The following is a 2,589-nucleotide window of genomic DNA, read 5'->3' as shown; positions in this document are numbered from 1 at the left end:
TGCAATTCGTCTTCGCTGCGGTAGCGGCTGGCATCATCTGCGGTAGTGTGATCGCTCAGTCGATAGCTGATTGCCTCTATGAGTGTCGCGCCTTTGCCTTTACGGGCTTTATCCAGGCTGGTAATGACAGCGTCGTACATAGCGACAATATCGTTACCGTCCACCGTTAGCCCTTCAAGACCGGCGCCTTTGGCTTTGTCCGAGAGGAACTCGGCACCACATTGAATTGCTCTTGGGACAGATATTGCCCACTGATTGTTGTTGATCACAAAGACTAACGGAATGTTCCAGGCCCCGGCACAGTTTAACGACTCGAGGAAGTCGCCTTTGGAGGTGGCGCCGTCACCGCAAGTTACCAGTGCCGCCTGATGATTACCCTGGATTTTTAACGCTGCAGCGACACCGACAGCGTGAGTACACTGGGTGGCAATCGGGACACAAAATGGTAAATCACGACAATGGCTGTCGTCCGGTGAGAAATCGCTGCCTCGCTCGTCACCGCCCCAGTATTGGAGGTTTTTCTCCATACCGATACCACGGGCCCACATAGCAGGCATGTCCCGATAGTAAGGAATGAATACATCTTCAGCTTTCAGTGCCCGACCGATGGCAATACCGATGGCCTCGGAGCCTAAATGTGAAGGGTAGGTACCGAGTTTACCGGTACGTTGTAGCGCAATTGCTTTGTTATCATAGATGCGGGTTAGTACCATATCGCAGTAAAACCCTTTCAACGTAGACTGATCGGCCCATGCGGGAAGTTGATCGACGAGATTACCATGATGATCAATGAAGCGATGCATTGGTAAGGCCTGAACATTCATCTCAAGCTCCTTCTGTTGCTGCCTCGGAAGAGGCGGACAGCAAATCAAAAAATGGCTATACCGACAAATGGGTGTTGCGCTGCTTTACCTAAAAAATGGCTTATCTCAAGATAAGTCTTGGTATAACCAGATAAATATAAGTGTAAGCAAAATGTTAAAATACCGCCTCCATCAATGAGTTATTAGTCAGTAAAGAATACAATACAGACTAAAATGTCGATTTTTCGTAAGTGTGTTTCCAATACTTAGAAAAAAATATGGGAGTTTGGAGTTGGTGTGGTATTTCGTCTTGCCTATGTTTCGCTTGTACAGGCCATCTAGTCTCAGTGTTGAGACTATCTGGGGATCCGCCGTTTGCTTCGAGATAATTCGCTCATAATTAGGTGTGGACTTTAATGCTGTTCTTGACTCCTTGTGGTGCGCTATGAAGTTATACAGTAGTTTATTCTTTACATTCTTTGTTTCCGCCTGTACGTCGCAGGAAGCAGTGACAGATGTGGCCGGACAGAAAACAACATACATACAAGGGGAGTGCTATGACTCCTCAACATATAGCCTGACTGAAACGTTTGATGAGTTCATCGATGAGCGAAAGCAAGAACTGAAAATCTTGCGTCCGGAACTCACCGCGGAAAACTATGAACAGTTGGATTATGCACTAAGGCATTTTACAACTTACTGGACGCAACTCAGGCAGGAGCGAGATCAGGCTTGTGAAGAGCATGCGACCTGTGAATTTATCAGGTTGAAAAATCATGAATCTCAGGCTTACAACCGAGAGTTCTGTGATGGTACGGATTTTGAGTACAATGTTAGTCGTGCCAAAATGATTCACTTTTTCAATGATATAGAGCGGCTGCAGTTACAGCGTTCGGCTCAGCAGTAATGATTGTACTGTTTTTATACATATGAGGTCTGGAGACATATAATTATTCCGGGCGTACAGATGATCCTATGGATCTGGTATCCTTATGCACATTAAGTCTGTGCTATAAGTCGTCCGGAAGTCTCATGAAGTTTATCAGTGTTTTATGTTCTCATTGCCAACAGTCGGTGTCTATTTCTCCCCAGTCCTTGTCGAATACGGTTCAGTGTGAACATTGCAATAAGCCCGTACTAGATGGCAAGCCAATAGAGGCTGATACAGGTAACTTTGATATGTTAATCAAAGGCCCGAAGCCTGTTGTAGTGACTTTTTGGGGAGCCAATTGCTCGCCTTGCAACTCTTTCAAGCCGATATTTGAAAAGGTGGCTTTTGAAAAGAAAAAACAGCTTCGCTTTTTGCGCGTTAATGCTCAACGAAACAAAGCACTGGCAAGCAGGTATCGTATACGTGGTGTTCCAACCTTAATGGTTTTCAAAAAAGGCAAACAGCAGTCAGTGTTGAATACCGCCTTGCGTAAAAAAGAGTTTGTTGATTGGCTGAATGACACATTAAATTCATAACCTCAGGCAATAATTTAGCGGTCGGTAAATGGCTGCTCTTTGCAGCATGTTCAGTAAAAATATATTCCTTTTCATTGGTTTATAAATAGTGCTAAGGTGAATGTAGTAACTTTCAATTATGTGAATATACCCAAGCTACCTCAAGACGCAGGATTCAGAGTGAGACCAGCGAGCTCAGTTCAAGGAAAATGACGGTAGGAATGGCAATCCCTTTCAACGTTATTTGACACAGAAATGGGTTCGCTGGCTCACTCCCAAAGGGCGAGTTCCAGTTCTTTTAAGTAGATAGGGGCTTCTATGCGTTGTTACCGATTATTAA

Annotated in this window: 3 protein-coding genes; 2 read left to right on the top strand and 1 reads right to left on the bottom strand. The window is 44.8% G+C overall.

Features of this window, described 5'->3' with window-relative positions:
• The coding region (locus MHN01_RS24190; RefSeq protein WP_239413928.1) for a thiamine pyrophosphate-dependent enzyme at positions 1 to 824 on the bottom strand (824 nt) is incomplete at its 3' end.
• A 424-nt stretch (positions 825 to 1,248) separates the two neighbouring features.
• Here MHN01_RS24190 and MHN01_RS24185 point away from each other — a divergent pair.
• Together MHN01_RS24185 and trxC are read left to right on the top strand one after the other, a co-directional pair.
• Positions 1,249 to 1,710 carry a hypothetical protein gene (locus MHN01_RS24185; RefSeq protein ID WP_239413927.1) on the top strand — a complete coding sequence of 154 codons (462 nt, stop codon included), beginning with the start codon at positions 1,249 to 1,251 and terminating at the stop codon, positions 1,708 to 1,710.
• A gap of 125 nt (positions 1,711 to 1,835) precedes the next feature.
• Positions 1,836 to 2,270 carry a thioredoxin TrxC gene (gene trxC, locus MHN01_RS24180; RefSeq protein WP_239413926.1) on the top strand — a complete coding sequence of 145 codons (435 nt, stop codon included), beginning with the start codon at positions 1,836 to 1,838 and terminating at the stop codon, positions 2,268 to 2,270.
• Positions 2,271 to 2,589: the final 319 nt, after the last annotated feature.

The sequence above is a fragment of the Photobacterium sp. OFAV2-7 genome (assembly GCF_022347985.1).
GTDB lineage: Bacteria > Pseudomonadota > Gammaproteobacteria > Enterobacterales > Vibrionaceae > Photobacterium.
The sequence above is the reverse complement of the archived record's forward strand: the minus strand, read 5'-3'. Positions and strand labels throughout refer to the sequence as shown.